Genomic DNA, 25,339 nt, shown 5'->3' with positions numbered 1-25,339 from the left:
TTTCGGAAAGTTTTACTACATGTCTTCAGCATCGCTTATACATGGCAGCTACAACGCGTCGAACACCTTCATGGATGGTCCGCGTTTGTTGGCAGACATCGGCGGCACCAATGCGCGCTTCGCGCTGGAACGTGCTCCCGGACAGATAGATACGATCCAGACCTTGCGTTGCGCCGACTATGCGGAGTTTTCGCAGGCGGCCAAGGCTTACCTGGAAACCAACGAACACCCCGCCATCCACCATGCCGCCATCGCGATCGCCAATCCGGTGCAGGGCGACCAGATCAAGATGACCAATCACCATTGGGCGTTTTCGATTGAAGAGACGCGCAAGCTGCTCGGTCTCGATACGCTGCTGGTGGTCAACGATTTCACCGCGCTGTCGATGGCGTTGCCGCATCTGGAGCAATCGCATTGCGTGCAGATCGGCGGCGGCCAGGGACTCGAAGGCGGCGTGATCGGCCTGGTCGGCGCCGGCACCGGTCTCGGCGTGGGCGGCCTGATCCCGAGCGAAGGCCGCTGGATCGCGCTGGGCAGCGAGGGCGGCCACGTGTCGTTCTCGCCGGCCGACGAAAAGGAAGCGGCAATCCTGCAATATTGCTGGCGCACCTACAAGCACGTCTCGGCCGAACGCCTGATCTCCGGCCCCGGTCTGGAAATGATTTACAACGCCTTGTGCGAGATCAACAAGATCAGGAACGCCGAAGAACTGACGGCGCCGCAAATCGTCGACCGCGCGCTGAATCAGAAAGATGCGCTGTGCCTGGAAGTGGTCGACGTCTTCTGCGGCATGCTCGGCACGCTGGCTTCCAATGTCGCGGTCACGCTCGGCACGCTGGGCGGCATCTACATCGGCGGCGGCGTGGTGCCGCATCTGGGCGACTACTTCGCACGTTCGGCCTTCCGCGCGCGCTTTGAAAGCAAGGGGCGTTTCGACGCCTACATGCAAAAGATCCCGACCTACGTCATCACCGCGCCCTACCCGGCTTTTGTCGGCGTCGCCGCGATCCTGGCCGAACGCCTGGGCGGCGGCAATGCCGTGCCTTTCCTGGAACGCATCCGCAAGGCGCGCTCGCAATTCTCGCCGGCCGAAGAACGCGTGGCCGGCTTGATCCTGGCGCATCCGCGTGCGGTCATGAGCGAGCCGATTTCGGAAATCGCCCGCCGCGCCAACGTCAGCCAGCCGACCGTGATCCGCTTCTGCCGCACCATGGGCTGCCAGGGCCTGGCCGATTTCAAACTGAAACTCGCCTCGGGCGTCACCGGCACCGTGCCGGTCGCGCACAGCCAGGTGCATATCGGCGACTCGGCGCTCGACGTCGGCGTGAAGGTGGTCGACAACACCATCGCCGCCATGATGGAAGTGCGCGACAGCCTCAACGCGGACACGCTGAGCAAGGTCATCGAAGTGCTGAGCCATGCCACGCGCGTGGAGTTCTACGGCTTCGGCAGCTGCGGCCTGGTGGCGGAAGACGCGCAACAGAAATTCTTCCGCCTCGGCATCCCGTCGACCGCCTACACCGATCCGCAATTGCAGGAAGTCTCGGCCTCGCTGCTGAAGAACACCGACGTCGCGGTCATCATCTCCAACTCGGGCCGCCTGCGCCATCTGGCCACCACGGTCGAAGTTGCAGTGAACTCCGGCGCCACCATCATCGCGCTGGCGCCGAGCAATTCGCAACTGGCCAAGCGCGCCGACTACACGCTGGCGGTCGAGCACGATGAAGGCAGCATGATGCACATCCCGATGGTGTCGCGCATCCTGCTGCTGTTGCTGGTGGACGTGCTGGCGGTAGGCGTGTCGCTGAACCGCTCGAGCCCGTTCGCGGAGCTGCAGCGCCAGGCCAAGCGCGGCATCCTGGCCCACATCGCGTCGACGCACGACGTCCTCGGCGACAAGGTCTCGGCAGCCGACGATCATCCGGTGGAAAAGCACGGCGACGAGGGCAACAAACCCAATCTGATCTCACATACCAAGTAAGCGGCGGAGACAGGAAGGCGGGCTGCCTGTGCGGCGCCGGCCCTCCACATAAAAATAAACCGGCAAGGCCTGCAAGGCTTGCCGGTTTTTCTTTGTCGCGTTCTTTGCTTCTTTCTTGCTCTTCTTGGCGCCGCCGGATGGATTCTGAAGCGCCATCCGCGCAGACAATAAAAAAGCCCGTTCAACATCGAACGGGCCAAGAGGGGGAGTTCCTCAGGATGTCACTACACCTACGATTACTCTGCGTTACGTGTGCCGCCCGACTAAAGTACAGCACGTTTGCTGCAGACCTGCGCGGGATGATTCCATCGCGACTATTAACGATGGAATCACGCCCGCGAGGACGGTGCCGGGATCACACGACCCCGGGCTTGTCTTGCATCAGAACGAGTGGCTGATACCGAAGTACAGCGCATTCATGTTCTGACCCACGGCGCCACCGTTGGTGCCGTACTCGACTGAGAAGTCCGAAGTCGAGCTGTTGCGGATTGTGCCGACGGTTGCGTACAACAGTGTGCGCTTGGACAGGCTGTAGTTGCCGCCGAGGACGAACAGGTTGGCGCTACCCACGCCGCCGTTGACGTTGACGTGGTAAGCCGCACCGATCAGCGTCAGAGCCGGTGTGATCTGGTAGTTTGCACCCAGCCAGTAATGGTTGGCGCGATCAGGCGAACCTGCTGCTGCCGAAGGCGCACGCAGGTTTTCGTAACCGGCAAACAGCTTCAGTTTGTCGATGGTCACGGTGCCGCCCAGTGTCAGCTCTTTGGAGGAGGCGAACAATGTCGAGAACTGGCCGTTGGTGTCGCGTTGCACGTCATAGATGGCGCGCAGTTCGTAGGTCGGTTGCACGTAAGCCAGCGAGATACCGTCACGGCTGCCGTTGTTGATATTGGTCGGACCGGTTGTCGGCGTCACACCCTTGGTGAACGAACCTGCAGCTTCGCCGAAGCCGTGCATCACGGTTGCCGTGAAGCCGCCGAAGCTTGGCGATTCATAGCTGACCATGTTGTTGGTTTGCGGCCAGTTGCGTTCCTTGACCAGCGTCGCTGTACTCAGCGCTTGTTGGCCGGTCGGGTCCAGCGCCCAGATCGGATCGCTTTGGATCGCCAGGTCTTTACCAACCTTCAGGGTACCGGCCGAACCACTCAGGCCGACGAAGGAACGACGTGTCCACAGACCCGAACCGCCGTTGACTTGACCATTGGAAGCGTCAAAACCGCTTTCCAGTGTGAAGATCGCCTTCAGACCGCCGCCCAGATCTTCATTACCCTTGAAGCCGAACATGCTGGTGCCCCATTCGTTACCGTCAACACCCCATTTGCCGCCGCGCGCAACGACTGCGCCGGTGGAATCGCGTTGAGTGAAGTTGCTTTGGTAATTGATGCCAGCGTCGATACGACCGTAGATGGTGACGTTAGTCTGAGCCTGAGCGCTTGCGCATGCGCCGGCCATGACGGCAGCAATAGCGAGCGGCTTCGCAATGAATGCGACCTTTGATGCTTTTTTCATTTCATCTCCTAAATATGCTTGTGGGGACTTCCACTATTTTTCGAGCATTGCACTCGAATTCTTTTTTATGGGCATTATTTCCACGCACCCATGTGACGGCTACGCTTCTTTTTGCCTCTCTACATTTCATGTAGTTTTACTAAAAATTTTATTTAATTCTACACATTAAAAAATTAATTTCCACGGTTTTTTACCGTAACTACATAGATTCAATAGATTTATTGCGAATTACAACACTCGATAGCCTCTGAAATGGAGAATATGTGTACTAATGTTACAAGTAGCTTTGCTACTTATAGTTAGTTTTAAAACTACATTTTTGAGTTTGAATATATTGCTGATGCGAACTTCATCTTTCCGGACCGAATGATTTTCGGGACAAAGAGGGAGTGGTGCCTGATGGCAATGAAAGACGCCATCCCGCGCTTCTCCGGACAGCGCAAAAAAGCCAAGGCCCGGCAAACTGCCAGGCCTTCTATATACAGAGAGCGGGAAAACAGAGTTGCGCTACGCCAGGCAATCAGTCCGCCACGCGCACTACCATCTTGCCGATTGCGCCCTTCCGGCAAACCAATGAACGCCGCCGGCGCATTTTCCATACCACCCACAACGCCTTCTCTCAGCTTGCCCCGCCCGGCTGACTGACACGCAACAACATGCTTAAACCGCGCAATACTGGCTCAGATGCTCTGCAAAATCGCCTCACGCTTAAGGAAGCAAGAGCCTGAAAAGATGCATTTCATTGCAATATAATTATTCTAATATTTGTTTTACATTACAATGCAATGGTCATGATTAAATACAAAAAATATCCATCTGAAGCGTCAATATATTCGTCAAAACGAGCAGACATTACGGCCAATAATTTCTTGCTAGGGAAATCCACGCGCTCGTTGCGGCTGTTGCCCAAGCGCGTCCGTTTTTATCTACAGGCGTTGCTCGAAGACGCAGATCCGCCTGTTTCGGAAGAATTTATACCGATGGTGGTCGATCGATTCGATGATCTGATGTCCACATCAGCAGATGGAAAGCCATTCATTTATTCCAACGGCCAATCGGCTTATTTGCATTTCAATATGCTATCGGTACATAGTGAAATGGATATGCAAGCGCCATTTCGCCTGGCACTCGGCTATACACAAACGATGATGGGATTTCTATTTTTCCATCAAGATCCCGTGTCAATTGCGATGATCGGGCTCGGTGGAGGTTCTTTACCAAAGTACTGTCATCAGCATCTTCCCAACTCGTTGATTACGGTGCTCGAAAATAATAGCGACGTAATCGCTTTGCGTGACCATTTTCTGATTCCGCAGGACGATGACCGCTTGTCCGTCCAATGCGTGGATGGCGCTGATTTCGTCAAAAGACATAAAGAAAAATACGACGTGTTGATCGTCGATGGTTTTGACCGTGTCGGCCAACCTGCTCAATTGTGCAGTCAGGACTTTTACGACAACGCATACCAGATGCTTGATGACGGGGGCATTATGGTCGTCAATCTGATCGATATTGGCTATGTCGGCCAGGTGTATGTGGATCGCATTCGGCGCAGTTTCGACAATGCCGTGATCGTCATTCCTGTTTTCGATTCCATGAACCAAGTTGTTTTCGCCTGCAAGGGAACCGCGCTTCAAACATCCAATAAGACGCTTATCAGACGCTTAAAAGAAATCGTTGGCGGGCATACGGTGGATCTATGCCAAGTGCTACAAAGCATCTTGCAGCAACGTCAGCTCGAGTCGGTGATGCACCAACGGCCTATGAGAAAAACGGCATGCTGATATTTTCAGCGGTCTGAATCAGTTTTCGTAATCGCCCCAAACACAGCGAAGTACTCATGACAACCAACATCCAAAAAATAAAATTCTTTCGCCGTCATATTCCCACTTTCGTTTGCAAACCTGGATGCGTTGATTGTTGCGGCCCCGTGACAACCTCGCCAGAAGAAATGTCACGGCTACCGGTTAAAACAACGAAGGAACACGCTACTGCATTGGAAAATCTGAGTTGCCCTCATCTGGGCAACGATGGCTGCCAGGTCTATGATGACCGCCCACTTATTTGCCGCCTGTTTGGCACGACACCATCGTTAGCGTGCCCCAATGGCTGCAAACCGGAAGTAATGATTGCACCTGGCATCGAAAAAAAGATCCACGAGTTTTTTTCCGCGACGCGCCAAGTGCTGGTCTGATTTTTATTGCATGTCCTTGTTTACCGTTGAAGTTGAAGAAAATGAAACATACATTACTCAAGAGTTTTCAGAAAAAAGCCAGTGCATTTGAGGAGGCTTATCTGGCCAGCAAAGGAAAACCATTTTTTTTTGACAGTGACGACATGCGTACACTGCATTTTGATGCCCGGTTCATTCAAAGCGCCATGCGGCTGAGTGATCCGGACGAACTTCTCCTCAGTTACACACGCGGCATGATGATTTTCTTGCTGTTCAATCCCCAGCCGAGGTCAATATTGATGATCGGTTTGGGAGGCGGGTCCTTGGCTAAATATTGCCATCGCATGTTTCCGGATACGAACATCACCGTATTGGAAATTGATGAAGATGTGATCGCATTGCGCGAGGACTTTGCAGTTCCCCCCGACAGTGAACGTTTCGTGGTGCTGCACACCGATGCGAAAGACTACATTGCAACAATGGAAGCGAAAGTGGACGTCATTTTGCACGATGGTTTCGACGCAAATGGTTTGGTGCCAGCATTAAACACCACTGCTTTTTACACCGCCTGCCGGGCAGCGCTGTCTGAAAATGGCATCCTCGTCTCCAATTTTTGGGGCGATGACGAAGATCTGGCCTCATCGATGGAACGACTCTGGTCGGCGTTTGACTCGCGACTCTGGTGGAGTACTGCAACTGCCAGCTTAAATCGCGTAGTGTGCGCATTACACGGCAACCAGGATGTGGCCCTCTCAGACCTGCAGAAACAGGCCGTGGTACTGGATCATCTCTACAAGTTGGGGTTCGAGGGGTTGGCCGAACGTTTCCAGACCGGGCAAGGCAAGACAAAGGCGGAATTCAATGCCATGTCAGGGATGATTCCTTTAAGCGCCCTCATGCTGGTCGAAAATGACAACACAAAAAAGTAGTGAAGCAGTGCGGGCATCCATTCGGTTGCGAAATGATGCGGCAAGTCACATCAGCGGCACGACTGATCAAATTTTTCAAAGATTTTTATTATAATTTGATTATAATTTTCATCATTCACATCAGGGACTATCATGGAAAATAAAACCGCTCGACTGACGGTACTCGTCGACCCGATCAAGAAAAAGGCATTTGAAGAGCTGTGCTTCAGCCAAGATTTGACCCCATCCCAAGTCATTCGACAATTGATGCGCGATTACATGGAACGTTTTGGCGTTGACTATAGTACCAAGAGCAATGTGGGCGGTAAAAGCGAAGTGCGTAACCCTGTATAAGATGCTCAGACTTGGTTTCAACCGGAGAAACAAAAACGCCACTCTTCAGAGTGGCGTTTTTCCTGATTACTCAGAGTTTTTTGGTGGCCCCCCCGTGAGTCGAACACGGCACCAACGGATTATGAGTCCGCTACCTCGAGCATTTATCGGGATTGATCCGGGCATACAAAAAACAATATTAACCTTATTTATCAATTACTTATTAAAATAATGACATGTATCAGCGTTGACGCAGATTGATCAAAAACGCCATAATCTGGTTACATAGCGCTTACATGGCGGTTACACGGATTCATATGTCGACGACATCCAAAATCAATTTCACGATTGCCCGAATTACTGCTCACACCTGTCCAGTCGGGAAAAGCCAATCATTCCTTTGGGATATCACCACTCCAGGGCTAGGCCTGCGCGCGACTTCGTCGGGCGCCAAATCATTCATTTTTCAGGGAAAGATCCACGGAAATTCAATTCGCCTCACGATTGGTTCCACTAGTGCATGGCCAATCGATAGGGCTAAAGAGGAAGCTCGGCGGCTCCAGCGTCTGTTAGACGAAGGAAAAGACCCTCGAGATGAAAAACTCGCCCAGCAAAAGGCATATGAGGTTCAAAAGGTTGAAAGCCGAAGAAAGAACATGACCTTTGGCGAAGCCTGGGACAGCTACGTTGAATTACGTCGTCCTCGATGGAGCGAGCGACATTATCAAGATCATATTGTCCTCGCTCAAATTGGCGGAGAGCCTAAATGGCGCGGGAAGGGCCTTACAAAACCAGGAATTCTCGCTGATCTCCGACCAGACAGATTAGACGAACTCACGAGTAGTCACATTTCCGACTGGCTATCTCGCCATACCGAAGAACGGCCAACAGTGGCGGCGCTTGCTTTTCGCTTACTCAGAGCATTTATCAGGTGGGCAGCGGATATGCCGGAATTTCAGGGCTTAGTCCCCGAAAAAACCTATCAAAGTCGAACCGTAAAAGATGCAGTACCACGCGTTAGTGCAAAACAAGGAGACGTCCTTCAACGGGAGCAACTAGCTACTTGGTTTGCAGCAGTAAGAAATCTCCCTAATCCCATCGTCAGCACCTATTTGCAGGGGCTACTTATTACAGGCGCACGTCGAGAAGAGCTTGCCTGCCTCAAATGGACTGACGTCGATTTTCGGTGGCGCAGTCTGACCATTTCCGACAAAGTAGAAAAAAATGGACGCACTATTCCTCTGACACCTTATCTTTGCCAACTGCTCGAACAATTGAAACAATTAAATGCAATACCTCCTAGCTCCCGTCAGATAAAACGCATGGCGGAACGTGGAGAAGTTTGGTCTGCATCGGAATGGGTATTCAGTAGCGATACATCTGCGGACGGAAAAATTGCGGATGCAACGTGGTCGCATAAGAAGGCCTTGCAGCAGGCAGCACTTCCCCATCTGACGTTGCACGGCCTAAGACGATCTTTTGGGACGCTGTGCGAATGGATTGAAATGCCCAGCGGTATTTCCGCACAACTGATGGGACATAAGCCTAGTGCCTTAGCCGAAAAACATTATCGACGTAGGCCTCTTGACCTATTACGCTCATGGCACGACAAAATTGAGAAATGGATCCTCAATGAAGGTGGAATTTCTCAACCCGAATTGGCTTCTGGAGTTCAAGGAGAGCAAACATGAAATTTCGAACTCAGCTACGCTGCCGTGATTTTAACGCTCAGTCGCTGTAAATAGCGGACCGCGAACGGCCAATTAGAGATGTCGGACAGGACTATTCCATCCATCGAAGAAAATGGCATGGATCTAATGAGAATTCGTCACTACACGAAAGCTTTGACTCTTCCTCTGATTTTAAAAATCGGACTTTACGATTTACTCGGGCAGATTGTCTTGATGATACGGCTGAAGTTCCGTTCAGGAATGCTCAATTAGATCCAGGTCTATTTTTTTTCAGCTCATGGACATTGCAAACAACTGAACAATCTGGACAGTGGCTCCGATATGGCGACGATAGTAAAGGAGTGAGGATTAGTTTCTCAGCCTCACCGTTTTTATGGTCGAAGTTGAATATAAACATTGAGCGCAGTATTACTAAGACTGATGGTTCGCAAGTAGCCGGAGCTGGATACCAAGTAATAGATGTCGACGCACCGTACGATCTATAACGGCTTTGGTCAATAAACAGCACGCATGGGTCCACATAAGTACTCCCTACTCTGCGCAAGTTTTGCCTTTTTTGTCATTCCCGATATTGAGGAGGATGTTACCCGTCGACAGTGGCAATTCCGCGCCACTGTCAACGTCCAGCACCTTCGCTAGAGTTTCTCGTCACGAAAGGTCGTGATTTCGTTCGCCCGGAGCGCAGCCGATCTGCAGTACGGCCATGGCCGCCGTCCCGACGAAGACCACAAACTGGATGTTGACGGACACTCTTTTTTCTAAGCTGCTGCCTTGCCGATAGACGCTCCACCATCCGCGAATAGAGTTTGACCAGTGACGAAGCCTGCATCCTCGGAAAGGAGAAAAGCAATCAAAGCCGCGATTTCGTCTGGCTTTCCGAGACGCTTCAACGGGATCATTGAGAGAAAGCGACTCTCCGCGTCGCTGCCGGCGGGGGTATTCTCGCGGAACATCTCCGTGTCAGTCGGACCTGGCGCGACCGCGTTGACGGTAATACCGTGTTGTGCAAGTTCAAGCGCCCACGTACGGGTGAAGCTTGAAAGGGCACTCTTGGAGCCTGCATATGACGTCCGATCGGCCACGCCGAGAATCGTCAGACTCGATATGTTGACCACACGCCCCCATTTCTTCTCCAGCATCGCAGGTAATACAGCCTGAACCGTCTGTACCGCCGGTGTCAGGTTGCGTCGAAATGATTCCTCGAGGTGATCGATATCAATTTCACCAATTCGGCCGAGGCGTATAAATCCGACGTTATTCACCACACCATCGAAAGAGAATTTCGTAGTGAGTTCTCGCAAAACCTTGTCCGTTGCTTCACGGTCTGCCAGATCCGCCGAAACGAGAGTCCCCCGGAAAGTGGCGTCATCGGCACGCCTAGCGATACCGACGACGTGATGCCCTGATGTTGCTAGCCTGTTGGAAAGTGCTCGACCAATGCCTTTACTGGCTCCCGTGATCAAAAATGTTCGCTTAGTCATACTGTTTTTACCTGTTTATTTGGGCCGGATTGTCGACCAGTTGTAGATCAAATGTTTCAGCTATAGCGCTATGAGCCATGGTGGCTCATGCTGGAATTAGGTGCTGGGTGACGTAGGCATCCCATCAATGAGCGTGAATTCGAGCGTTGCGCAGCCACTCCTGAGAGGAATGAGCGCCTGATAAGCTTCGGACCGATAGCACTTCTCCGCTGACTCGAAATCGGGGAACTCGGCGATGACCACATGAGGGCGGTCATCCGCTCCCTCGAATGAAATGCTCTTGCCGCCACGGGCAATGTGACGGCCGCCAAAGCGCGCCAGCACACCGGGTGACCGGCTGGCATACTCCTGAAAGGCAACACGATCGTGAATATTGCCTCGTACGATGAAATAGGCAGACATAGATTTACTCCTTAGGACAAAGTAGGAAGGTGGCCGTCAACGCGAGGGCACCTGGTTCGTGCGCTCAACTAGCGCCTTTGGTTTCTTTCGCAAATGCGATCAGTATTAGCGCAGACAGTAGTGAAGCTAGGATGGGATACCAGAGACCGGAATAAATATTGCCTGTCGCGGCCACGATGGCAAAGGAGGTTGCTGGCAGGAAGCCCCCAAATACCGCGGAGGACAGGTGGTAGGGAATGGAGATCGCTGTGTAGCGGATTCGAGTCGGGAACATCTCCACCAGCATCGCAATGCTCGCGGTGAACACCATGGCGCTAAAGGAAATTAAAGCCATTAAGATCAAAAGCACCATCGGTGTATTGATATCGTCCTTGCTGGCAATCCCGTTATTGTAGCCATGCTTGGCCGCGGCCGCCTGCAGTTGCGCATTGAACTGCTTGGCTTTGGTTGCAACATCGGGGTCCGAAGCGCGATAGCCTTCCACGATGTCGCTACCGATATGGACCTGCGCGACCTCTCCGCTCTCCAGCGGTAGGCTGCTGTAGTTCAAACCGGCCTTGGCAAGGCTGCTGGTGACGATGTCGCAGGAACTAGTGAATTTGGCAGTCCCTGTCGGATCGAACTGGAAGGCGCATTCATCCTGACGGGCCCTGACCACGATGGGCGCTTCGAGTTGTGCTTTCTCAAGGGCGGGATTGGCGTAGTGAGTCAGTCCTTTAAACAGGGGCATGGTGAACAGGGAGCCCAGCAGACAGCCCGCGACAAGAACCTTCTTACGCCCCACTACATCGGTCAGCTTTCCGAAGACGAGATAGAGCGGTGCCGTCAGCAACGTCGCACTAATGACGAGAATATTCGTCGTGGTGGGATCTACCTTCAGTAGTTTCGTAAGGAAGAACATCGTGTACAGTTGGCCGTTATAGAAGATGATGACCGTGCCCATCATCACGCCAAACACAGCGATCAGGATCAGTCTCAAGTTCTTCCATTCGCCAAGCGTCTCAGCGATGGGCGCCTTGGACATGCCGCCTTCGGCCTTCATACGCAGGAACTCGGGGGACTCGTCCAGCTTTAGCCGGATCCAAAGCGAAACCAGCAGGATCAGGATGGAAAACAAGAAAGGAAGGCGCCACCCCCAATCAAAAAACGTAGCGTCCCCCAAGAAATAGCGCAGTGGCAGAACAACCAGCAACGACAGCAGTAGCCCACCGGCCCCCGTCGACACAACCCAGGATATGCGAAACCCACGATCATGCTTCGATCCGTGCTCCGCAACATAGATAAAAGCCCCACCAAACTCGCCGCCGATGGCGAGCCCTTGCAACATCCGCATGAGCACGAACAATATTGGCGCCGTCAAGCCGATCGATGCGTACCCTGGCAGCAGCCCGATCACGAACGTGGCCACGCCCATGAGCAAGATCGTCGCCAGGAAGGTGCGCTTGCGGCCAAACATGTCGCCGAAGCGGCCGAACACCATGCCCCCGAATGGTCGCATGACGAACCCAGCAGCGAATCCGAGCAGCGACAGAATGAAGGCAGCGCTAGGATTGACCCCCGCGAAGAAATGCTTGGCAATCTCGGACGACAACGCGCCGACTAGGAAAAAATCGTACATCTCGAGAATGGTGCCCATCGATGAAGCTGCTATCACCCGCTTCTCGGCTGGCGTCATGGGACGCTTGGTCGCAAGAGAGTCCCTGCCGGCTGCGCTGTCTGTATTCGACAATACGACCTGATCGTTGCTCATTTTTGTCTCCTATCATTTATGTGTGTTTTTTTAATTTTTTAAAGTCCCGCGAGGCGCGCGGGAATCGCTGTCACTAGCGTTCCGCCACCACGGGTTGCCTTTGTTCGCCCAAGCCCTCAATCGACAGGGTCATAACGTCGCCGTCTTGGAGGTAGATCGGCGGCTTGTGGCCGTGACCCACGCCTTGCGGGGTGCCTGTACAGATGAGATCGCCAGGTTCGAGAGTCATGAAAAAGCTCAGATAGCTGATCGCATCAGCTACACTGAAAATCATGTCCGAGGTACTACTATCCTGAGCCACCCGGCCAGAGACTTCGCATCGCAAACGCAGTGCCTGCGGGTTAGCGATTTCGTCGGTTGTCACGAGATATGGGCCTACCGGGCAGAAGGTGTCGGCGCTTTTTCCCTTCGTCCACTGCCCTCCACGCTCTAGTTGGAATGCCCGTTCGCTCACGTCGTTAACCACGCAGTAGCCCAAAACATGGTCAAGCGCGGCATCTGGAGACACTCGCTTGGCCTTGCGGCCGATAATCACTCCCAACTCCACTTCCCAGTCGCATTTGCTGGAGTTCACGGGTAGGATCACGGGGTCATAGGGGCCCGACAGTGAGCTCGACGCCTTCAGGAAGACCACGGGCTCCAGCGGAATCGGCATCCCGGCTTCCACCGCATGCGCTCGGTAGTTCAGTCCGATGCAGACGATCTTGCCCGGCCTGGCGATGGGCGCGCCCACACGTGTACCCGGGGGACAAAGCGGCAGACTCTCGATAGATAAACCGGCCAGCTTGGCCTGCACCGACCCCAGAGTCGCCGGCCCCAGATCGTTGATCACTGAGGACAGGGATCTGATGTTTCCGGATCTATCCAGAACACCCGGCTGCTCAGAACCGACCTGTCCGTAACGTAACAATTTCATGTTTTCGCCTCTTAATATTCAAGAAAGTTCGGCGTCACGCTCGCTGGGAGACTTGACTTCACTTGCCCGCAACGCTTGCGCGACCGCAATCAAAACTCAGTTCGCGAGGGACTGAATGTCGAAGCGGATTTCTCCACGGCGCATAGGGACACAGTCGGGAGAGAACTCTTGAAGAAATTCATGCCCATTTTCTTTCGCCAGGGATATGAAACGATCCAATTGCAACATTGCGCGAACGTCGACGCCATCGGGATACCCGTAGATGTCATGTAAAACCATCGTCGTCCAAGGCTTGGTCGTCAATTCGGACAAAGCCCGGCCCACCCAAGCATCGGCATGCTCCCAATCCCGGGGAACGGAATTGAACAGCACGCACGTGATCTTGGCGGCCGACATTTTTTGAATGTCCTCTTTTTTGAACAGTTGGCGGTCGATCAAGCCCGCGTTACAAAAGGGGCGAAACAAGCGGTCCGGGTGTGCCAGGTCACCTAAGGCATCGAAGGTACGTGACACTTCATCGTCGAAGAAGCTTTCGGTAGGCGCATTACCCAACGAATCACGATGGTTGAAGGAGTGGTTCCCAATCCAGTGGCCTTCGCCACGGGCACGCGCCAAGACCTCTCGCGCTCCGGGGTGTGCCATTTTCTTTCCGATGACAAAGAAAGTCGTTTGTACGTCGTGCTTTTTCAGCACGTCCAAGACGTGTGACGTCATTTCCGGCTCGGGGCCGTTGTCAAAAGTAAGCGTTAGTCGTCCCATGTTTTTTCTCCATTTTGGTTAAATCGCCTAACATAGATAATATACGATGAATTTATTATATTCAATTGTTTATTGGCTATATACTTAACCTCCATCAAAGCGCCTCTGAATGACCTGCAAGCGACTGTTGATGACTAACTTGGCACACTGGATGCTCATGGAGATCTGAGCAGAACCACAAAAGCTTGGCCGACATTGAGCGCGGCCTCCCGCAGTGCTCAGAGATATTCCTGCTCTGCTCCTCCTTTGTGGCGCGCACCGTGGAGTGGGTATGTGATGGAAGCCGCCAACCACAACGCCCCCCATGAACAGATGGTGGAATTCCTACGTCACGTACAACGTCATTGGGTCGAGCCTATGCAATGATCGCCCCTCAGCGGCCAGGCCACCATGATTTTTCTTTATATTCATAGGGTTTTATCTATGCAATAATCTGTGCTGGCCATTTAGAAATGAAGCGAGCATGACTCTTACTCAACTGCGCTATGTACTGGCTGTCATCGACCATGGGGGCATCAGTCGCGCTGCCGAGCACTGCGAAGTGACTCAGCCGACGATGAGCGCGCAGATCAAGAAATTGGAGGACGAACTGGCGGTCCCGCTGTTTGAACGCATCGGTAGCGGCGTTCATGTAACACCGATTGGACTGCAGATCGCTCAATACGCCAGGGGCTTGCTTGAACTGGCACAGGCCATTAAGAGCGTTTCGCGTGATTCCGGTGGACTTCCCGGGGGAAGCCTTAGACTGGGAGTCGTCCCCAGCGCTGCTCCCGCACTTCTCAAGACAGCTATACGGGCCGTCCGAGAAAAATTCACTGAGATGAAGATCGACGTAAGGGAAGGTAGTGCGTCGGATCTCTTTGCGCAACTCAAGAACTGCGAAATCGACTTGATCATCGGCCCGGCGCCGGCCGAGGATCTTGGCCTTCGATGGCTACCGCTATTCTGGGAGCCTTACATTGTCTGCGGCCAGGTACCCAAGGGTGCAAAGGCCCCAGTCCGACACAACGTCTCCGAAGTGGATGTTCCCAGCTACATTCTTGATGAAGGTGGCGCCGTCGACACTTATGCATACGGAGGAACAACCAGTCTACGGGTCAGTCTGCAGGACCATATTGGCTGGAAATCCGATACCGTACCCTACGTTGCCAGCATTGCCACGCTCCATGCACTGCTGAGCAGCAGCAATTGCGTAGTTATCGCTCCTCTCACCGCCACTCCGATGATTGCAGGGACTGGCGGGTTTCAGGAGCGATTGGGTACGCCGAATGTCGGCAGAACGCTCGGTTTCGTCTGGCGGACTAGCTATCCATGGACGACTCGATGCTATGAAATCTACGATATGGTGTATGCCAATTTACCCGATGGCGTCGTCGCTCTTGAAAAATTTGATCGAGAGCAAATCACGCTCGGCATTCAAGTACACAACGCAGTCGAAGTACAACGCACGAAGCGCACCAAAAAATCTGAGCACCCTGCGTAGGGCGCCCCTAAAAAGACCTCAAGCCTTCTTTACCTGCGAAATGAATTGATCCGTCCGCTCATTTACCAACTACAAAAGAAAGCTATCTCGACTCGGCACAACTGCCATACCCGAGATATGAATCGGGCTCATCATCATCATCGGGGCGCGATAGTACTGGCACTTTATCGGGTTATTAGGCTTTCAACTGGTTTGGAAGAGATACTTCGGGTTGGCCAGAAAGATGATTTGAGACTGAATATCTGACGATGAATACCTTCTTAGGAGGCCTTCAGCGAAGCCAAGTCTATCCAGTGATCAATCTCTGGATACGGGAATGTTCTCGCCATAAAATCGACAAAATTTCTTACGGCAGTTGAAAGTAGTTTGCGATTTGGATAGGCCAGTATGAGTGGAATTTTCCTTGCGTGATACTTTGGTAGGACGCACACCAAGCTACCATTTCGCAGATCCTCTTCCAGTGAATAGGAAGGACTCAGAATAATACCCATACCTTTCCGAGCGTAATGGCGGAGCAATTCCAGATTGTTTAACACAAATTTGCTTTGTATCGGTACAAGATGCTCTTCTTGGTACCCGAGAACAGGCCATTTCTTGTCGAGATTTTCGAAAGAGAAGCAGAGGCAGTCATGGCGCCCCAGATCCGATGGCCGCTCTGGCATGCCGTGGGCCTCCAAATAGATCGGTGAGGCACAAAAAACAATTTCGGTTATTGCCAGCTGGCGACCAATCATGCTTCCATTGATCTTTTGTATGCCGCTATAGATGCCTACATCGTACCCCTCTTCAATTAAATTGATATTGCGATCGGACACAGTCACCTCCAAAGTAGTCTTTGGATGAAGATGCGCATAGCGGGATAAGATTTCAGGAAGACAGAATTGACCAAATCCCAGTTGGGAATAGAGGCGAAACTTCCCGCCAGGTTCTTTTGCAGATGAAGATGTGAGTGACTCAGCATCCTCTATGTCGGACAAGATACGTTGAACCCTGACGTAATAAATTTGACCTGCCTCGGTGAGGGAGAGCTTGCGTGTCGTGCGATTGAGTAAGCGCACACCAAGTTGATGTTCGAGATCTGCAATATGCCTGCTGATTACTGCTGTTGAATGATGCAGTAGAGTCGCTGCACGCTGGAAGCTTCCTTGCTCCACTATCTTCACGAAGATGCGCATTGCTTGTATTCTGTCCATGGATCCTCTTTTTCTATAAGGTTTCCGGTTTTAGCACAGACTCTTCCGAGCATCGCCCATCATCACACGTCACATTGAATGTAAATTTGACTGTGACAGATAAAACCTCAATTACAAATGAAAATGTTCCGGTGTCGCACGCGTGAATATCTTGAGTACAGATTGAGAATGCCCAACCCCGATCTCGACACTACCTTAAACAACTACGCCAGACATCTAAGATGCCTGGCAAACTTGCACTTCAGACGACGTCGATATTAAGAAAATCAATTGATACAGCCACGCGGTCCAGAAGTGGCTTGTTGTCTTGGCCGATTGCATACACTCGACGCTTGGTCGGGAAAATAATTCCGCCGAATTCCTTAGGTTCAGTAGCATAATTTGCGCTAGAGGTTCCACCCATAATGTCGACGCTGTAGTCATGTCGACGAAGAATACCTGTAGCGTCAAAATAGAACGTTTGCTCGGTTGAGTGGCTATGTACGTCCTGCGGGAAAATCACTTTCAGGCGACGCCAGGTATCTCCATCCTCGTTCCACGGCGCAATTTCTTCAGATTGAAATCCTGGAAACTGAAACAGAAATGGTGTCGTCAGGTAAGTCCACATTGCATACCCGCTGAAGTAATTCAGATGATGCATGTCCCAAGGTGTTGTTAATGTGTGCCCATTGAATGCCTCCCTAGGCGACGTGCGCTCTTCGACAGTCGCACCATTGACGTCAACAACTGCTACTCGTTCCGTCTCGAAAATACTACGCCTCCCAACTTCGGTGAAGGGAGAGTATTCGGCGTGCTGCCGATGTGGATCAATCGAAACGCTGGAGTCCGCAAGAACGCCTGGCCACCCTTTGAGATGCCACAATCCGCCGCCGATTGCCACCCGAGCAGTCAGTTTTTTCACCGCTTGCCACCGATCCCAGCCACCATGAGCCGTAATAGCCAGCTCCAATAAATTACTCATCTGCATTTCTCCATATCAAAGCCGAACGTTTCCGGCGAATGGTTTAATTTTAAAACCTTTCGACATAATAGGCGCAATGGTTTATCTTTGCAACCAATATCAATTAAGTCCGACGGAGAATGAAATGAAAGGCAAGAAAGCCGACATGAGCGAAACAGATTGTGGAATTGCTCGAACACTCCAAGTTGTAGGCGAATGGTGGACGCTTCTCATCATCCGCAATGCTTTCCGCGGACAGAGGCGTTTCGGAGAATTTCAGAAAAGTCTCGGTCTTGCTAAGAATATTCTGTCGGTCCGACTGAAGAAACTCGTTGACGAAGGGATACTTCGCATCGAACCAGATAGCGAGTCTGCATTAAGTCATCTTTACATATTGACGCCCAAGGGCGAGCAACTCGGGGTGGTTCTCGTCGCTCTCTGGCAATGGGGAGAAGAGAACTGTTTCGAACCAAGGGAAGTGGGATACGTCATGGTAGATACAGTCAATGAACAACCGCTCGCCAGACTGCGTCTGACCACTCAGAGCGGAAAAATCCTAGGACCGAGCGATTTCCGCCTGAAACAAAAGAAGACGTCGTGATTGGCGACTGTATTTAAGTGCGTTATGTCCTACGTATGGAGCCGGGTGTATCGACCATGTCACGAAGTGACTGCAGCGTCGATACAATCCCTCTCCAGCATAGCCGTTTTGCAAATGCGAATCAGAGCGTAACTGCTATCAATTCCCGCTCGATGAAAGATATATCTTCTTTTTCTTTCATCCCGCATTTCACCATTTCGGCGTAATCTCGGCGAGCTGCGGAATACCCTTGCCGAACGAAAAATTCTCATTCGGCACCGGCACCATCGCGATAAATACGTCGTCAGGAGAGATACCGACGGACTCCTCGAGAAGACGGGTAATTGCCGCCATCAGCGTACGCTTATCGCTCAAGGGGCGATGCATGCCGATAAGCACGTTGATGATCATTGCGTTCTCCGATCTCTCCATACCCATGAAAGTAGGATCGATAAACAACTCATCTTCGGCATGTTCACTAATGATGATGAAGCGATCACCTGGTGGGATACCCAACCCCTGGATTAGGGACTGATTAAGCGCATTACCGATGGCTTTCTTTTGCTCTTTTCCAAAGCGGCCTTTAGGGATGTGGGCGTGAAAAACTGGCATATAAAATCTCCTTTTATTTAACAACCGCCGGTTCAAATGGCGGGATGGGTCTGCGGCACGGACAAATGCAATCTGAACCAATCGATCGCCGCGGTGCTAGCAACGGAAAATGCGGCGTCATAAGGGGAAAAATGATTCCCAGCGATAGTGACCAGCCGTTTCGGCTCTAACGCCTCTTCGTAAGCGCGAAGCTCAAGATCTGTCATGGTGACTCGATCATCGGTCGCCACGATCATCAGCAGCGGACGGGGCGAAATTCTGCTGATCCAGGTGCCTGGCTCATACAATCGCGCGGCAAAGCTTGATCGCAACGTCACTGTGTTGGACCAATCGGCCGCGCCGATATCTCTTAAGTAAAATTCGCTGGCTTCTTTAGATCGATACGCTGCCGTGACCTGGGTGTCTTCACTGACGATCGCTTGCATAGTCAGCGGTTGTCCTTTATGACTACGACGCATGTCATCCATGAGATGGTCAAGATAGCCCGGCAAATTGTCAGGGGATATGCGGCGGCGGCCTTGCTCAAAACCGCTTATGGTTGGCACTTGTGAGACCACGCATTTCACCCTTGGATCTGTGGCAGCCAACACTAGTGAATGGCCACCGCTGTAGCTAGAACCCCAGATGCCAATCTGAGCGGCGTCAACCTCCGGCCTTGATTCGAGAAAGGTGATGGCGCGGCGCCAGTCGGCGATCTGCATCCACGGATCGATGTCGTGCCTGGGGGTTCCATCGCTGGCACCAAAATTCCGATGATCGTGTACCAGCACGACAAAACCTTCCTCAGCAAAAGATTGTGCAAATTTCTCGAGTGCATGCTCTTTCACTGCTGCATATCCATGACACATGGAGATCGCAGGGTGAGATCCAGTACCCTCCGGAATAAATAGCCAACCGCGCAAGAGGACGTCTTGCTCTCCAAGGAATTCAATATCGTGTCGAGTAACCATATCTTCTCTTCAGTAAATAATGTTGATATCAACGTATTTGTAACAACAAAAAAATATTCAACTCTTTTTTCTGGACATTACGCGCATATGCTCATATTATCCATACCAAGAGCAGTTAGCAAGCCAAAAAATAAAGGAGATCACATCATGTCGCGCGATAAAATTTCGAGTGTCACCGACCATCGCCTCGTGTTCATTCACGGCTTCCTTGATAACGCCTCACTCTGGAAACCCCTGATGAGCATACTCACTACAGCCGGATATAAATGTACTGCTCCAGACCTGCCAGGCGCCGGAGCAAGACGGTCTGATCTTGGACCATATACACTTGATCGAGCTACGAAAGACATCGTTGACCATGTTGGAGAAGACGGTACGCCAGTGATCCTCATTGGCCACAGCATGGGAGCGCAGATTGCAGAATTGGTGACCGCACGACTAAAAAACAAAGTGTCTGCATTGATATTGCTTACCCCCACCCCCCTAGAAGGTAACAATTTACCGGACGCTGTTCGGTCGATGTTGCGTGAGAGCGGTGGCGATGCGCCCGCACAAGAAGGAATACGTCAGGCGTTCTCAAAAAACCTCAGTGCAGATGATCTTCGAAATTCAACAACGACGAATGTACTGATGGGAAAAGAGGCTGCGCGCGGCTATTACGACGCCTTCACGGGTGGTGATTCAGCAGGTTTTTCGACAACGACGTGTGAGTCTCCCATCCTGATAATCGGCGCCGAAGAGGACCCCGTGATAGCTCCTGAGATGGTACGCAAGATTCATACGCAGCGTTTCCCATCAGCACAATTGCGTTTCATCCCGAACTCCGGCCATTGGCCGCACCTTGAGCAACCAAGGACGACGGCACGTTTGATTACGGTGTTTTTACAAACAGTGTCATAAAACGAACAGGGATTGGAAATTACGTGCATATCATCGTACACTAGGGAGATCTCAATCCTAAACAATAGATGGCATGACAATTTCGGTAAAAATTGAAAACATAGACGGTCGCTGTAATTGTCTTGCGCTACGACAGGCCTCGCGCTACTTAACCGCGCTATACGATCAGGCGCTGTCGGACGTCGGACTTCGGATTACACAGTTTTCCATTTTGTACCGGCTCGCTAAAGAAGGCACCATGTCAATCGGCGAACTGGCGACCGCAATGGCAATGGACCGCACCACAATCTCGGCCAATCTCAAGCCGATCGAGCGTGATGGATTGGTAAAAATCGTGCCGTCGTCAACTGACGGCCGTACGAAAGACGTGAAATTGACGCCGAAAGGCATGCTGGGTTACCAAGAAGCCTTTCCACTTTGGGAGGCAGTACAAGAGAAATTCGAGCGTGCATATGGTGCAAAGGAAGCAAAGACCTTGCGCACTGCAGCACGCTCGGTGTTAGATAGCGGCTTTGAACCTTGGGCTGACGAAGCGTAAGCACAGAACCGCTCATAGCAGTCACCACAAATCCAACAATTTGTGGATGGCTTTTTTGCAAATACGCGCATATAAGCGTAAATACTGAGGAGATTAAATCATGAGCAAAAGCATTTTTGGGGCAACCATTGTATTGGCAATGACATTTGCGGGCTATTCCCACCTATCCGTTGCTGCAGATAAGGACGCAATAAGCATGGTGCAGACAACCGTAACTACCACCGTGTCACCCGAGTTAATCGAAGCAGTCCGCAAAGGACTTACTGGTTTTGACAAGAACGACCGGGGGGACATGATCGCCGCGCTTGATGACAATGTGGTATTCGAGTTCTCCGACTCGCTTCCCTACGGCGGTACGTACTCCGGAAAGAAGGAGTTCCTCGCCTTTTGGAAACATGTCTACAAAGAGTATGAATACTTCAACTATGACGCTCGTGCAGTACTAGCTTCTGGAGACTACCTTCTGGTTCCAGTAGTTGCCCGTGCGAAGACCAAGACAGGCTATTCGATGGAGAACGAGCATCTCTTCCTGTTCCGAATCAAGAATGGAAAAATCATCTACGGCCGTATCTACGCTGATACTGCCCGCGGACGTGACGTCCTGGAAGGTCATCAACCACGAAAGTATCCAAAACTAATTCTGGAGTAAGAACTTTATCGATAGCGACAAAAATCCCTGCGTCTAGCTAATAGGCCAGGGATTTCTCTATTGTTTATTTCGTTGTGGCTTTTCTCTTGACGAAGTCTTGAAGAACTCAATAGAACCTGAAGTCCTGATTGAAGAGCATGCCTCAAGCAAACACAAATCTGATCTGCTTTACGACCTGAGAATCATATGAGTTATGACATCTGCTCTTGTTCGGAATTGCGCCGTCTCACGCGGAAGATAACGACGATCTACAACCATTACTTGCTTCCGAATAAACTGACCATTACGCAGTATTCGCTGATTAGTAGTATAGGGCGCTTGGGGCAGGTGACGAATCTTGAATTGGCGATCGATATAGGGATGAGTCGCAGTACACTCAGTCGTACCCTTAAACCCTTGATTGTCCGAGGGTGGGTGACGACCGTCGATCTACCGAAGAATAGATATGCCGAAAGACGTTCTCTTGCGTTGGTACTAACCGCATTGGGTCAGAGGAAGCTGGAAGAAGCTTGGCCGAATTGGCGATTGGCGCAAGATGAAGTTGATCGGCAACTTGGCACAGGTCTATCCACTGAGCTGGGTTCAATTGTCGACAGCGCCTACGCTAAGTTGCGAGAACCCAATAAAGACTTTTCCCCCTTCAACTAGTCAAAGGGAGAAAGATCTGTGCGTGTTGGAATTTTAAAGCTTGTATGATTCAGTTCGGTCTCGAACAAGCGGTGCTGTTACCCGGTTCAAAGGAGTGCTCGGAAGATTTTTTTCCGAGCCTTATTGATCATGCGACCAATTGGTTTAATGTAGAGGCGCCTACTCGGAAGCCCCTCTAATCAGGTCTCCGTTTAACCAACTTCGGTGCCAAGACGGACAATACCTGCCTTAGCAATCTGAGCATCTTGATCCGACTTAACGCCCGATACACCGACGGCACCGACAACCTGGTCACCCAGAACAATGGGCACACCACCTTCAAGTGTAGCGCTGAGGGGTGCGCTCAAAAAGGCATAACGCCCCTGATTGATCATATCCTCATACACCTTCGTTTCCTTACGGCCCAATGCTGCCGTACGCCCCTTCTCACTCGCCATGTAGGCAGTAAGTGCCGCGGCACCGTCGAGACGAGTAAGGCCAAGTAAATGACCGCCGTCGTCCACAACTGCGATGGATACGACCCATCCGTTTTCCTCCGCCTCACGCCGGGCGCCGGCGAGAATCAATTCGACGTCGTCGATCTCGAGTACCGGTTTGGTTTTCATGAATCTACCCTCTTACATAAAAGTTAAAATGTCTAAGGGGCTTAAACGACGCCCCTTTTTAAGAAACCTCACGTGGTCCCACCAAACGGAAACACCTCAATCTGGGAGTGAAAAACCACGTTACTGACGATGTTCTCACCCACCGCCCGCGTACGACCTGATTCTGACGAAGCTACGACACCTTCGCAGCGGGAATCTCGTAACCATCTAGCACCAGCTCCTGAATGAGCTTGTCCTCAAGTGCTTTGTCGAGTCGCAGCAATGGCACTCGCGTGCGACGCCAAGTTGACTCATTGTAGCGATGGGCCAATACCGCCTTGACAGCAGGAATTAACGGATAGGACTGTGCAATTTTCCGACGACGAGTAATAGCTTCTTGCAGTGCATCTGCCGATGCAGTGGTCCAGTTCGAATATACATTCTTGATTTCACGAACGTTGATATTCCCGGTCGCCGTGATGCAGCCGACGCCGCCGGCGCGCAGACCATCCAACAGGAAAGCCTCGGATCCTGGGAAAACACCCATAGAAGGAAACTCTTTGATGACAGCGAGCGTATTGTTGAAGTCTCCTGAACTATCCTTAAGACCTGCGATAACCGGGCCATACGTCTTTAACAAACGTGCAATTAAAGACAAGCTAAAGCCAATTTGAGCAATCGGTGGAATATGGTAAAGATATACCCGCAGATTTGCATTGCCCACACGCTCAATCAGTTCGCTGAAATATGCAAACAAGGCATCATCGCTGACAGGTTTGAAGTAGAACGGCGGCAGCACCAAGACACCTGCACAGCCAGCATCTACTGACGCCTTCGTCAGTTGAACGGCATCAGTAATCGCTGAAGAACCAGTGCCCGGCATCAGCTGGTCCGGACGAATACCGTTTGCGAGTAGCAGATTGAGCTGATCGAGGCGCTCCGAAACACTGAGTGAGTTAGCTTCACTCGTCGTTCCAAGAATAGCTAAGCCGTCAGCACCCTCATCAATCAGGTACTGACAATGCTTAAGAAACAGCGACTGGTCGACCTGACCATCAACCGCAAAAGGGGTTGCTGCGGGGACCCATACCCCTCCACACAATTTTGACATTTCTTGACTCCAATAAGTTGCTTGATAGAATTTCCGCTGCCCTTACTGTCGACAGCCAAAGCTTTAGCCGTCGACAATAGGTCAAAGAAAAGAGAAAAATGAAATGAGCCTTAAGAACATCAAGAACAGGGCCTCATGCTTCTGCGCCTGAATTGATGACAGCCTCAAAGAAATTCGTCAGATCCATCCATAGAGCTGAGCAGGATTGTCCGAAAAGAGGGCTCGCTGCGGACCTTCGCCGGGAATCCACTCAGCCACGGCATTGAGAAGGTCCGTGTCGTGAGGCATGTGGCCCTTCACCATGACATGGGGCCAGTCACTACCCCAGACCAACCGATCCATGCTGGTTTGTGCAAGCCAGTTCGCGATATGTCCAGCCGTGTCGTAAGGCGGCCCCTCCGTGCCAATACGATAAGGGCCTGTAATCTTGGCCCAAGCACGACCAGCCTGAAGAAGTGCCAACATCGCTTTCATGCCTGGATGATCGGGGCTCACGCCTCGCGACAGATATCCCATGTGACCAAACACAACCTGCACTTCGAGTGGATCAAGTGCCTCATCGAGATTCGGGTAGTTATCCACATGCACAAGCAGCTCTAAATGCCAGCCTAAGGAAGCAACACGATCTTGCATACGAAGCAATGACTCAATTGGCATATCTGCGCTTGGTGCCTTGACATCCACGAGATTAACTCGCACCCCTCTAACCCCAAGGGCATCCATATCGCGCAGCTCGCTCGCAGACTCCCGTCCGTTCAAAACGACGACACCACGGCCGGCACCATCAAGTGTCTTGAGGCCATCCAGTAGCGCAGTGTTGTCGGAGCCATAGACGCTCGGCTGAATTAGCACGCATCGTGTCAATCCCAGGCTCTTGTGAAGGGCCAAATAGTCCGTCAAGAGGCAGTCCGGTGGCGTATAGATTCGGCCGCGGCTATAGGGATAGCGCTTCTCAGGGCCGAAAATATGAAAGTGGCTATCGCACGCGTTAGGCGGCAAGATGACGCGAGGAGTGATCAGGCTGGATAAAGGAGCAGCACATAGCGGCGCACCGTTGACGATTGAATCTGCGTGATGCGATTCAGAGGAAGGCGGCATTAAGAATCTCCTGTGCGGGAAAGTGGCTTTCTGCCCACCTCCTTATATTTTCTGAAAAAGCGATGCCGCGTAAGATCCTCTCGCGTGACGAACTTGATATTCCTCACCAGATATCCAACTAACGGCATCAAAAACTAACAAGCACATTTC

The 25,339-nt window shown here is 51.8% G+C and carries 25 protein-coding genes; 12 read left to right on the top strand and 13 right to left on the bottom strand.

Annotated elements, in window-relative coordinates:
• Nucleotides 1–19: 19 nt before the first annotated feature.
• Complete coding sequence (locus DXT88_RS06515; protein WP_265212071.1) at nt 20–1,981, top strand: glucokinase; 1,962 nt, start codon at nt 20–22, stop codon at nt 1,979–1,981.
• Between the two features lie 381 nt (nt 1,982–2,362).
• Here the strand turns inward: DXT88_RS06515 and DXT88_RS06510 are convergent, their stop codons facing one another.
• Entirely contained in the window at nt 2,363–3,490 is a 1,128-nt protein-coding gene (locus tag DXT88_RS06510) for a porin (RefSeq protein ID WP_265212070.1), read from the bottom strand.
• Nucleotides 3,491–4,281: 791 nt separating this feature from the next.
• On the opposite strand from DXT88_RS06510, the gene DXT88_RS06505 reads away from it, so the two are divergent.
• The 5 genes from DXT88_RS06505 (at nt 4,282) to DXT88_RS06485 (ending at nt 8,595) form a co-directional block, all read left to right on the top strand.
• On the top strand, nt 4,282–5,274 hold the full coding sequence (locus tag DXT88_RS06505) for a fused MFS/spermidine synthase (RefSeq protein ID WP_265212069.1): 993 nt from the start codon (nt 4,282–4,284) through the stop codon (nt 5,272–5,274).
• A gap of 56 nt (nt 5,275–5,330) precedes the next feature.
• A complete protein-coding gene (locus DXT88_RS06500; RefSeq protein ID WP_083831049.1) occupies nt 5,331–5,684 on the top strand; it encodes a YkgJ family cysteine cluster protein in 354 nt (117 codons plus the stop codon).
• A gap of 41 nt (nt 5,685–5,725) precedes the next feature.
• Complete coding sequence (locus DXT88_RS06495) at nt 5,726–6,592, top strand: fused MFS/spermidine synthase (protein ID WP_265212068.1); 867 nt, start codon at nt 5,726–5,728, stop codon at nt 6,590–6,592.
• A gap of 132 nt (nt 6,593–6,724) precedes the next feature.
• Entirely contained in the window at nt 6,725–6,925 is a 201-nt protein-coding gene (locus DXT88_RS06490; protein WP_265212067.1) for a CopG family transcriptional regulator, read from the top strand.
• A 296-nt stretch (nt 6,926–7,221) separates the two neighbouring features.
• On the top strand, nt 7,222–8,595 hold the full coding sequence (locus DXT88_RS06485) for a tyrosine-type recombinase/integrase (RefSeq protein WP_265212066.1): 1,374 nt from the start codon (nt 7,222–7,224) through the stop codon (nt 8,593–8,595).
• 758 nt (nt 8,596–9,353) lie between these two features.
• Here DXT88_RS06485 and DXT88_RS06480 read toward each other — a convergent pair.
• The 5 genes from DXT88_RS06480 to DXT88_RS06460 form a co-directional block, all read right to left on the bottom strand.
• Nucleotides 9,354–10,076 carry an SDR family oxidoreductase gene (locus tag DXT88_RS06480; RefSeq protein WP_265212065.1) on the bottom strand — a complete coding sequence of 241 codons (723 nt, stop codon included), beginning with the start codon at nt 10,074–10,076 and terminating at the stop codon, nt 9,354–9,356.
• Between the two features lie 96 nt (nt 10,077–10,172).
• The gene (locus DXT88_RS06475) at nt 10,173–10,478 is read right to left on the bottom strand and encodes a DUF1330 domain-containing protein (RefSeq protein ID WP_265212064.1); all 306 of its coding nucleotides are present in this window, start codon (nt 10,476–10,478) and stop codon (nt 10,173–10,175) included.
• A gap of 64 nt (nt 10,479–10,542) precedes the next feature.
• The gene (locus tag DXT88_RS06470) at nt 10,543–12,153 is read right to left on the bottom strand and encodes an MFS transporter (protein ID WP_265212191.1); all 1,611 of its coding nucleotides are present in this window, start codon (nt 12,151–12,153) and stop codon (nt 10,543–10,545) included.
• Between the two features lie 148 nt (nt 12,154–12,301).
• Entirely contained in the window at nt 12,302–13,144 is an 843-nt protein-coding gene (locus tag DXT88_RS06465) for a fumarylacetoacetate hydrolase family protein (protein WP_265212063.1), read from the bottom strand.
• A 96-nt stretch (nt 13,145–13,240) separates the two neighbouring features.
• Nucleotides 13,241–13,903 carry a polysaccharide deacetylase family protein gene (locus tag DXT88_RS06460; protein WP_265212062.1) on the bottom strand — a complete coding sequence of 221 codons (663 nt, stop codon included), beginning with the start codon at nt 13,901–13,903 and terminating at the stop codon, nt 13,241–13,243.
• 463 nt (nt 13,904–14,366) lie between these two features.
• Between DXT88_RS06460 and DXT88_RS06455 the strand changes: the two genes are divergently transcribed.
• On the top strand, nt 14,367–15,386 hold the full coding sequence (locus DXT88_RS06455; RefSeq protein ID WP_265212061.1) for a LysR family transcriptional regulator: 1,020 nt from the start codon (nt 14,367–14,369) through the stop codon (nt 15,384–15,386).
• Between the two features lie 260 nt (nt 15,387–15,646).
• Here the strand turns inward: DXT88_RS06455 and DXT88_RS06450 are convergent, their stop codons facing one another.
• Together DXT88_RS06450 and DXT88_RS06445 are read right to left on the bottom strand one after the other, a co-directional pair.
• Nucleotides 15,647–16,579, bottom strand: a complete 933-nt coding sequence (locus DXT88_RS06450; RefSeq protein WP_265212060.1) for a LysR family transcriptional regulator — start codon at nt 16,577–16,579, stop codon at nt 15,647–15,649.
• A 241-nt stretch (nt 16,580–16,820) separates the two neighbouring features.
• Nucleotides 16,821–17,540: a hypothetical protein gene (locus DXT88_RS06445; protein WP_265212059.1), complete on the bottom strand. Its 720-nt coding sequence runs from the start codon at nt 17,538–17,540 to the stop codon at nt 16,821–16,823.
• Nucleotides 17,541–17,664: 124 nt separating this feature from the next.
• On the opposite strand from DXT88_RS06445, the gene DXT88_RS06440 reads away from it, so the two are divergent.
• Nucleotides 17,665–18,120 (top strand): winged helix-turn-helix transcriptional regulator, encoded by a 456-nt coding sequence (locus tag DXT88_RS06440; protein ID WP_265212058.1) that lies wholly within the window; start codon nt 17,665–17,667, stop codon nt 18,118–18,120.
• 189 nt (nt 18,121–18,309) lie between these two features.
• On the opposite strand, the gene DXT88_RS06435 is transcribed toward DXT88_RS06440, so the two are convergent.
• Both DXT88_RS06435 and DXT88_RS06430 read right to left on the bottom strand, forming a co-directional pair.
• Complete coding sequence (locus DXT88_RS06435) at nt 18,310–18,711, bottom strand: tautomerase family protein (protein ID WP_265212057.1); 402 nt, start codon at nt 18,709–18,711, stop codon at nt 18,310–18,312.
• A gap of 32 nt (nt 18,712–18,743) precedes the next feature.
• Nucleotides 18,744–19,661 carry an alpha/beta hydrolase gene (locus tag DXT88_RS06430; RefSeq protein WP_265212056.1) on the bottom strand — a complete coding sequence of 306 codons (918 nt, stop codon included), beginning with the start codon at nt 19,659–19,661 and terminating at the stop codon, nt 18,744–18,746.
• Here DXT88_RS06430 and DXT88_RS06425 point away from each other — a divergent pair.
• The 4 genes from DXT88_RS06425 (at nt 19,623) to DXT88_RS06410 (ending at nt 22,396) form a co-directional block, all read left to right on the top strand.
• The gene (locus DXT88_RS06425; RefSeq protein ID WP_265212055.1) at nt 19,623–20,561 is read left to right on the top strand and encodes an alpha/beta fold hydrolase; all 939 of its coding nucleotides are present in this window, start codon (nt 19,623–19,625) and stop codon (nt 20,559–20,561) included. The two genes, DXT88_RS06430 and DXT88_RS06425, sit on opposite strands and share 39 nt — an antisense overlap.
• 73 nt (nt 20,562–20,634) lie before the next feature.
• The gene (locus tag DXT88_RS06420; RefSeq protein WP_265212054.1) at nt 20,635–21,099 is read left to right on the top strand and encodes a MarR family winged helix-turn-helix transcriptional regulator; all 465 of its coding nucleotides are present in this window, start codon (nt 20,635–20,637) and stop codon (nt 21,097–21,099) included.
• Nucleotides 21,100–21,199: 100 nt separating this feature from the next.
• Nucleotides 21,200–21,748, top strand: coding sequence for a nuclear transport factor 2 family protein (locus DXT88_RS06415; RefSeq protein ID WP_265212053.1), 549 nt, complete (start codon nt 21,200–21,202; stop codon nt 21,746–21,748).
• A 186-nt stretch (nt 21,749–21,934) separates the two neighbouring features.
• The gene (locus DXT88_RS06410; RefSeq protein ID WP_265212052.1) at nt 21,935–22,396 is read left to right on the top strand and encodes a MarR family winged helix-turn-helix transcriptional regulator; all 462 of its coding nucleotides are present in this window, start codon (nt 21,935–21,937) and stop codon (nt 22,394–22,396) included.
• Between the two features lie 191 nt (nt 22,397–22,587).
• Here the strand turns inward: DXT88_RS06410 and DXT88_RS06405 are convergent, their stop codons facing one another.
• The 3 genes from DXT88_RS06405 to DXT88_RS06395 all read right to left on the bottom strand — a co-directional run bounded on the left by DXT88_RS06405 (nt 22,588) and on the right by DXT88_RS06395 (nt 25,189).
• A complete protein-coding gene (locus DXT88_RS06405; RefSeq protein ID WP_265212051.1) occupies nt 22,588–23,001 on the bottom strand; it encodes a heme-binding protein in 414 nt (137 codons plus the stop codon).
• Between the two features lie 172 nt (nt 23,002–23,173).
• Nucleotides 23,174–24,091: a dihydrodipicolinate synthase family protein gene (locus tag DXT88_RS06400; RefSeq protein ID WP_265212050.1), complete on the bottom strand. Its 918-nt coding sequence runs from the start codon at nt 24,089–24,091 to the stop codon at nt 23,174–23,176.
• 177 nt (nt 24,092–24,268) lie between these two features.
• Entirely contained in the window at nt 24,269–25,189 is a 921-nt protein-coding gene (locus DXT88_RS06395) for an amidohydrolase family protein (RefSeq protein WP_265212049.1), read from the bottom strand.
• Nucleotides 25,190–25,339: the final 150 nt, after the last annotated feature.

The organism is Herbaspirillum lusitanum (assembly GCF_026127345.1).
Taxonomy (GTDB): domain Bacteria; phylum Pseudomonadota; class Gammaproteobacteria; order Burkholderiales; family Burkholderiaceae_D; genus Herbaspirillum; species Herbaspirillum lusitanum.
The sequence above is the reverse complement of the archived record's forward strand: the minus strand, read 5'-3'. Positions and strand labels throughout refer to the sequence as shown.